8 protein-coding genes and 1 pseudogene are annotated in these 7313 nt (G+C 71.9%); 2 read left to right on the forward strand and 7 right to left on the reverse strand.

From position 1 onward, the window contains the following. The coding region (locus RT91_RS15445; RefSeq protein ID WP_035188219.1) for a hypothetical protein at positions 1 to 392 on the reverse strand (392 nt) is incomplete at its 3' end. 235 nt (positions 393 to 627) lie between these two features. Between RT91_RS15445 and RT91_RS15450 the strand changes: the two genes are divergently transcribed. Further along, a complete protein-coding gene (locus RT91_RS15450) occupies positions 628 to 1764 on the forward strand; it encodes a mechanosensitive ion channel family protein (RefSeq protein WP_035188221.1) in 1137 nt (378 codons plus the stop codon). 18 nt (positions 1765 to 1782) lie between these two features. Here RT91_RS15450 and RT91_RS15455 read toward each other — a convergent pair whose 3' ends face one another. The 4 genes from RT91_RS15455 to RT91_RS15470 all read right to left on the reverse strand — a co-directional run bounded on the left by RT91_RS15455 (position 1783) and on the right by RT91_RS15470 (position 4558). Beyond that, positions 1783 to 2361 carry a nitrile hydratase subunit alpha gene (locus tag RT91_RS15455; RefSeq protein WP_007422657.1) on the reverse strand — a complete coding sequence of 193 codons (579 nt, stop codon included), beginning with the start codon at positions 2359 to 2361 and terminating at the stop codon, positions 1783 to 1785. Next, positions 2358 to 2651: an SH3-like domain-containing protein gene (locus tag RT91_RS22825; protein ID WP_007422656.1), complete on the reverse strand. Its 294-nt coding sequence runs from the start codon at positions 2649 to 2651 to the stop codon at positions 2358 to 2360. Before RT91_RS22825 ends, RT91_RS15455 begins: the two co-directional genes overlap by 4 nt. Continuing rightward, a complete protein-coding gene (locus RT91_RS22830) occupies positions 2645 to 2971 on the reverse strand; it encodes an SH3-like domain-containing protein (protein WP_011941973.1) in 327 nt (108 codons plus the stop codon). The genes RT91_RS22825 and RT91_RS22830 overlap by 7 nt, the downstream gene beginning before the upstream one ends. Before the next feature lie 159 nt (positions 2972 to 3130). Continuing rightward, positions 3131 to 4558, reverse strand: a complete 1428-nt coding sequence (locus RT91_RS15470; RefSeq protein ID WP_035188224.1) for an MFS transporter — start codon at positions 4556 to 4558, stop codon at positions 3131 to 3133. A 198-nt stretch (positions 4559 to 4756) separates the two neighbouring features. Between RT91_RS15470 and fahA the strand changes: the two genes are divergently transcribed. After that, a complete protein-coding gene (gene fahA, locus RT91_RS15475) occupies positions 4757 to 6019 on the forward strand; it encodes a fumarylacetoacetase (RefSeq protein WP_035188227.1) in 1263 nt (420 codons plus the stop codon). A 60-nt stretch (positions 6020 to 6079) separates the two neighbouring features. On the opposite strand, the gene RT91_RS15480 is transcribed toward fahA, so the two are convergent. Beyond that, positions 6080 to 7021 (reverse strand): hypothetical protein, encoded by a 942-nt coding sequence (locus RT91_RS15480; RefSeq protein ID WP_011941976.1) that lies wholly within the window; start codon positions 7019 to 7021, stop codon positions 6080 to 6082. Positions 7022 to 7055: 34 nt separating this feature from the next. Then, positions 7056 to 7313 (reverse strand): annotated as a pseudogene (locus RT91_RS15485) (hypothetical protein); the annotation flags it as partial.

Consider the following 7313-nt stretch of genomic DNA (forward strand, 5'->3'; position numbering starts at 1 on the left):
CGGCGGAACAGGGCGCGGCAGAGCGGGCGGAGCAGGCGGGCGAAGCGCGGATCGGCGGCGATCAGGGCGCGGGCCTGCGGATCGTCGAGCAAAGCGCGGAGCTGGGACGCGGCGGCGGTGGCCTCGGGCACCGGGGCGAGCAGCCAGGCGCGGCGGCGCGGCAGGTCGGGGCCGCGGACACGCTTGCGCGGGCCGGCGCGGCGGGCGCGGGGACGCGGCTTCGGCGCGCCCTCGGCGAGGATGGCGAAACGCGCGGCCATGCGGCGCAGGCGGGACCAGAGCAGGATGACGAGCGGCTGCGACGCCGGGCCGAACGCGCCCTTCGCGCCGCGCGCGGCGACGGCGCGGCAGAGCCCCTCGATGATGGCGGCGAAGCGGGCGGCGATCGTCATGAACGGAACAAGAACATGAACGGGCGGGGGTGGGCAAGACCCGCCTGCCCCGCCCCGCGCGGGTTTACAGCGGCGGACCCCGCCCCCACCTAACCCGCATCCGCGCCGCCCGAGGCGGCATCGACATCCATCCCGGCCCCGGGACGCGCCTTGGCTTCCGCCCGCCGCCGCGCGGCGCGCATGGCTGCTCCCGGAGCCCGCCCCGCCGGGCGCAACAGCGGAGGAACAAGGACGCATGCAAAAGGTTATGGCAGGAACGGCATCGTTCTGGGCGGCGCATCTGTCGACCATCATCGGTGTCGCGACCGCGCTGCTGATCGGCATCGCCGGAACGGCGGTGGCGCGGGCGGCGCTCGGGATTCTCGTGCGCTGGTCGGACCGGCACGGCCGCACCTTCCGCGCCGCGATTCTCGGGCACCTGCTGCTGCCGGTGGTGATCGCGGTCTGGGCGCTCGCGGCGTATTTCGCGGCACTCGCCGTGGCGACGCCGCTGCATCTGGTCGGGCTGCTCGGCATCCTGCCCGCCGTGCTCAAGGTGTTCATGCTGCTGACGATCGCCTGGGCGGCGCTGCGCGTCGTCGCGGTCAGCGAGAGCGCCTATCCGGCGCATGTCTGGTCGAAGCGGGGCGAGAACCCGGACCCGATGCTGGTGGACGCCATCGGCAAGATCACGCGCATCCTCGTGGTCGCGGTGATCGGGCTGATGATCCTGCGGGTGCTGAACTTCTCGATCGCCAGCCTGCTGGCCTTCGGCGGGGTGGCCGGCATCGCGGTCGGCTTCGCCGCGCAGGGTGTGACCGCCAACCTGTTCGGCGCGCTGGTGGTTTATCTCGACCGGCCGTTCAAGGTGGGCGAGTGGATCGTGCTGCCGGCGCAGAACGTGTTCGGCACGGTCGAGCATATCGGCTGGCGGACCACCACGCTGCGCGGCTTCGACACCCGGCCCTATTACGTGCCGAACCAGATCTTCAATTCGTCGGTGGTGCAGACGCCGCCGCGGATGCAGGCGCGGCAGATCAACACCACGATCTCGATCCGCTACGCCGATTTCGACCGGCTGGCGGCGATCACCGAGGCGTGCCGCGCGCATGTCGACAACCATCCGGACATCGACCAGTCGCTCGGCGCGATGGTGTATTTCGACCAGTACGGCAACCACGCGCTGCAGATCATGATCTGGTGCTTCACCCGCACCGTGGTGTGGAAGGAATCGCTCGCGATCCAGGAGCGGCTGCTGATCGAGCTGGGGCGGATCGTGCGGCAGCACGGGGCGGAGCTGGCGGTGCCGGTCTCGCAGGTGGAGATTACCTCACCGATGCCGATGCCGATGCCGGCCGAGCCGCCGCGGCAGCCGGCGATGCAGCCGCGGTGAGCCGGGGCCGGGCGGCGGTCAGGCGCGGGGGCGGGTGACGCCGATCATGTCGCCCTCGCGGACGATGGCGGCGAGCGCGGCCTCGGACCAGCCCTCGGTGCCGGCGGGGCGCATCGGCAGCACCATCCAGCGGTAATCGGCCGTGCTGTCGACGACGCGGATGGCGGTGGCCGCCGGCAGTTCGGTGCCCCATTCGGCGATCAGCCCGCGCGGGTCGCGCACCGCGCGGGCGCGGTAGGCGGCGGACTTGAACCAGAAGGGCGGGTAGCCGAGCACCGCGCGGGGGTAGCAGCTGCACAGGGTGCAGACGACGAGGTGGTGGATGCCCGGCGTGTTCTCGACCACGCCGAGCGGCGGCAGGCCGCGCATCGGGATGTCGAGCAGCTCGGCGGCGCGGGCGCCGTCCGCCAGCATCAGCGCCTTGTAGTCCGGGTCGGTCCAGGCCTTGGCGACCATGCGCGCGCCCTGGGCCGGGCCGCCGCCATCGGTGATGCGGATGCGCTCGGCGATTTCATCCGCCGAGGCGATGGATTTCGCGGCGAGCAGCGACCGCAGGCCGGCAAGCAGCGTCGCGCTGTCCGCCTCGCGCCAGGTCATGCGGCCTCCAGCCAGTGTTCGTAGAGCTCGATCAGGATCTCGTCGCCGGCCGGATGCGGCCAGGGATCGGCGGCGGGCCAGAGATCGGCCTGGCGGAAGCGGACGTGATAGAGTGCGACCGGCTTCGCCGGGCGGGCGAAGGCGAGATCCTCCGGATTGGGAAAGTCGCCGAGATGGCGGACGATTTCGCCGGGGCGGCCGCGCACGTAATGCGGCGTGCGGATGTGGCAGCGCCCGCGCGTCTCCGGCCAGTCGAGCCGGACGCGGACCGGGGTGCCGGCGCTCAGCATCCTGCGTCCCGCGCCGCGGCTTCAAGCGCGGCATCGAGCTCGGCTTCGGCGATCACCCGCTTTTCCAGCAGGATCGCGCAGATCGAGCGGAGCCAGCGCTCGTAATAGCCGAGGCCGAAATACTGCGCCTCGGGCAGGCTCTCGATGCCGCGGCGCAGCTCGTCGACCGACATGACCTTCTTCTGGCCGAGGATCTGGCGGATGGCGTCGACCTCGCGGTCGAAATCGGTGAGCGCGTGGGGCGAGACGTCGACCGGTTCGCACATGAAGCGCGGCGCGCCGCCGAGATCGTGCATGATGGTGGGCGGGGTGTCGTTCATCGGGCGATGGGATCACGGATCGGCGGCGGCGGCAAGCGGATTCGGCGCCGATGCGCCGGCGCGGCGCGGCGGGCGGGCCGGTCGCGCGATCCGGCTTCCGCCGCTGGTCCGCGCCGGATTTCGGGGCGGGATTTCGGGGCGCGAGGTCAGGGCGCGAGGTCAGGGCGAGATGTCGTCGAGCCGGCGGGCGCGGGTGCTGATGCCGAACTGCGCGACCAGCGCCGCCAGCGCGAGGAAGCCGCCGATCAGCAGGAACGCCGCCATGACGCCGAGCCGCGGGATGAGCGGGGCGATCGCGATCATGCCGACGCCGCCGCCGAGATGGCCGATGCCGTCGACCAGGGCGAAGCCGGTGGTGCGCGCGCGGGTCGGGTAGTTCTCGACCGACCAGGCATAGGCGATCGGCACCCAGACGTTGAAGCCGAAGAAGACGATCATCGCGCCGATCACCGAGAGCCACAGCGTCTGCCCGCCCAGCGCGATGAGCACGCCGCCGCCGAGGGTGATGAGGGCCGCCAGCGGCGTCCAGCGCCGGCGCTCCATCCGCTCGCCCCAGACATAGGCGACGATGGCGCAGAGCACGAAGCCGAACGTGCCCATCGCGGTGATCAGCCCGGCCTCGGGCGGCGGGTAATGCAGGGCGGCGAGCAGCGTGGTGAAGCCGGCGGCGAAGGAATAGACCGTGATGTAGGCGAGGAACCACATCACGGTCAGCAGCAGCGTGCGGTTGCGGTAGGTGGCGTTGCGGAAGATCGCGCTGAAGGGCATCGCCTCCTCGCGCCTTGGTGCGGGCGGCAGGTGCTCGGGCAGCGGCGGCAGCGGGAAGATCGCGTGGGCGCGGGCCTCCATGTCGGCGACGACCTGGCCGGCCTCCTCGAGGCGGCCCTGGGCGATGAGCCAGCGCGGCGATTCCGGCAGCTGGAAGCGCAGCAGCACGCCGACCAGCGCGAGGGCCGCGCCGATGAGATACATCACGCGCCAGCCATCCGGAAAACCCTTGCCGGCGAGGGCGAAGGGCAGGCCGAGCGGCAGCGGCGTGGGCGGCGTGGTCAGCCAGAGGCCGAGCCAGATGCCGGCCACCGCGCCGAGGGCGGAGAAGATGAAGATCATCGAGGTGTAGCGGGCGCGGCCGCCGGCCGGGGCGAGTTCGCCGATATAGGTGTTGACGATGGCGAGGTCGGCGCCGATGCCGACGCCGGTGAAGGCGCGCGCGGCGACGAAGGTGCCGTAGGACTGCACGATGGCGGTGAGCGCCGAGCCGATGCCGGTGAGGATCATCGTCACCAGCAGCAGGTCGCGCCGCCCCATCCGGTCGGCCAGCGGGCTGAGGACCAGCGTGCCGACCACGTAGCCGGCGAGATTGAGCAGCACCGGCAGGCCGATATAGGCGCCCGATTTCGCCGGCGTGCAGCCCGGCACCAGCGCCATGCAGGTCTGGATGAAGGAGACGTTGATGTCGAAGATATCGTAGAAGGTGAAGAGAAACCCGATGCCGATCACCAGCGCGTAGAGCCTGGGCAGGGTCCAGTTCGGGATCCGGTCGAGCCGCGCGAGCAGGAGCCCCGCGGTATTGTCGGTGGCGGCCATGGTTCCTCCCGGTGTTTATCGGGCGCCCGGTCTTGCGCCGGGCCGGCGGAAAGGGTGCAGTGCAAGTGAAACGAAAGTCAACCGCGCGGCACGGGGCGCCGCCGCAGGAGGATTGCATCGAATGGCGGACGGGACGGGAGAAAAATTTCGGCTTCACGCCGGCAGCGGCAGCGTGACGGCTTGCCGGAGAGACGGCCGATGACGCTGGTCGCCTCCTGGGTGGAGAGTGCCAATACGGCGGGGGCGGCGTTTCCGCTCAACAACCTGCCCTGCGGCGTGTTCTCGACCGCGGGCACGGGGCCGCGCTGCGGGGTGGCGATCGGCGATGCGATCCTCGATGTCGCGGCGCTGGAGCGCGAGGGGGTGCTCGATCTCGCGGGGGCGCCGCTGTTCGCCGAGCCGGCGTGGAACGCGGCGATGGCGGCGGGGCCGCGGACCTGGCGGGCGCTGCGGGGGCGGCTCGCCGGATTGCTGGCGGCGGGATCGCCCCTGCGCGACGCGGTGGCGCCGCACCTGGTGGCGCAGCGGGACGCGCGCCTGCATCTGCCATTTCGCGTGGCGGAATATACGGATTTCTATGCCGGGCGGAATCACGCCTTCAACGTGGGCGCGCTGTTCCGCGGGCCGGAGAACGCGCTGCCGCCGAACTGGCTGCACATGCCGGTGGGCTATAATGGCCGGGCGTCGTCGGTGGTGGTGTCGGGCACGGAGTTCCATCGGCCGTGGGGGCAGCTGAAGGGGGCCGGGTTCGAGCGGCCGGTCTTCGCGCCGTCGCGCCGGTTCGATTTCGAGCTTGAACTCGGCGCCGTGGTCGGCCTGCCCTCGGCGGCGGGGCGGCCGGTGACGGTGGCCGAGGCGGACGCGATGATCTTCGGCTACGTGCTGCTGAACGACTGGTCGGCCCGCGACATCCAGGCCTGGGAAGCCCAGCCGCTGGGGCCGTTCCAGGCGAAGGCGACGGCGACGACGATCTCGCCCTGGATCGTGATGAAGGACGCGCTGGAGCCGTTCCGGGTTTCGACGCCGCCGCGCGAGGCCGAGCTGCTGCCCTATCTGCATGAGGACGGGCCGATGCTCTACGATATCGCGCTGGAGGTCGGGCTCGCGCCGGAGGGTGGTGCCGAGAGCGTGATCAGCCGGACGAATTATCGCGAGATGTATTATTCCGCGGCACAGCTGCTGGCGCACCACACCACGGCGGGCGCGCCGATGCGGACCGGCGACCTGCTCGGCTCGGGCACGATTTCCGGCGCGACGAAGGACAGCCGCGGCTCGATGCTGGAGCTGAGCTGGGGCGGGCGCGAGCCGGTCGCGCTGGATGACGGGACGACGCGCCGCTTCCTCCTCGATGGCGACAGGGTGACGCTGCGCGGGGCGGCGACGGGCGATGGCTACACGATCGGGTTCGGCGAATGCGCGGGCCGGCTGCTGCCCGCCCTCGCCGATCCGTATGCGCGCTGAGACGGGGTGACCGCCGGGGCGATCACCCGCGTCCGCGCGATGGGGTGACGGTGCCGCGCGCTATTCGCCGTGGCCGGTCAGGATCGCGTCGCGCACCAGCTCGGCCTTGGCCGCGATGTCGGCCACCTGCTGGTCGGTCAGCGGCGGCAGGTTGAGGATCGTGTTGACCGCGATCACCGTATCGGTGCTGATCGCGATCGTCTTGTCGGAGGCGGAGCCAAGGAAGATCGCCGCGAGATCGTCGGTGCTCGACGGGGTGACGCCGGTGAGCGCGGTCGAGCCGGAGGAGAGCAGGTTCTTGAGCAGGGAGAGATTCTCGAGCGGGGAGTCGATGCGGGTGACGGCCGCATAGTCGGTCGCGACGATGTTGGCGAAATCGGCCGCCGACATCGAGTAGAGCTGGGCGACGGTGATCTGCGTGCCGTCGGTCAGGGTGATGATGGTGCTGGCGGTCGTGGTCGTCCAGTTGCTGATCACCTCGCTGAAGGCGTGGTCGAGCACCTGGGCCGGCGCGCGGGCGACGCTGAGGCGGCCGAGCTCGACCGCGGGGATGCCCTCCTTCGCCCAGGCCGGGCGGCCGCCGCGCGTGCCGGCCTCGGGCTGGCGCGAATTCTCGCCGCCGCCGAAGCGCGGACCCTGACGGTCGGAGCTGGTGCCTTCCTCGCCGGTTTCGGTGCCGGTCGATCCGCCCTGGCCGTAATGGCCGCGCGTGCCGACGCTGCCGCCCTGCCCCATGTCCTGACCCGAGGTGCCGGGCGCATGGGTGCTGCGGGTGCCGTGGCTGCTCTCGGTGCCGTGGGTGCCGCTCGCCGCACCGCCCTGCCCGGCATGGCCGCCGCCGCCCTGGCTGCCGGCGTGCCCGCTGTCGCTCTGCGCGTGGGCGACCGGCATGAGGGCGCCGATGCCGCGCGGGGTCTGCGGCGTGGCGAACGCGAGCGCGACGGCCGCGCCGGCGAGCAGGATCGTGCGCAAGGAGCCGCGCGCTGTCTTCATCTTCGTCATTGTTGCAGTTCCCTTGATGAACGTGGACATGTCGTCACCGGCGCCGCAGCACCTTGCCGTCGGCGCCCCAGTAGCCCGGCCCGGGATGGACGAAATGCTCGCCACCCGTGGCCCCCCCGATGGGGCCGGAGGTCGATCCGTCGGGCGGCGCGGTGAGGCCGCCGTCGGGCGTGGTGCCGCCGGTGCCGGAACCGGTGTCGGTCCCGCCGCCGGTGTCGGTGCCGGTATCGCCGCCGCCGGTGTCACCGCCGCCGTGATTGCCGCCGCCGTGATCGCCGCCGCCGCCGTGGCC

This window comes from Acidiphilium sp. JA12-A1, assembly GCF_000724705.2.
GTDB lineage: Bacteria > Pseudomonadota > Alphaproteobacteria > Acetobacterales > Acetobacteraceae > Acidiphilium > Acidiphilium multivorum.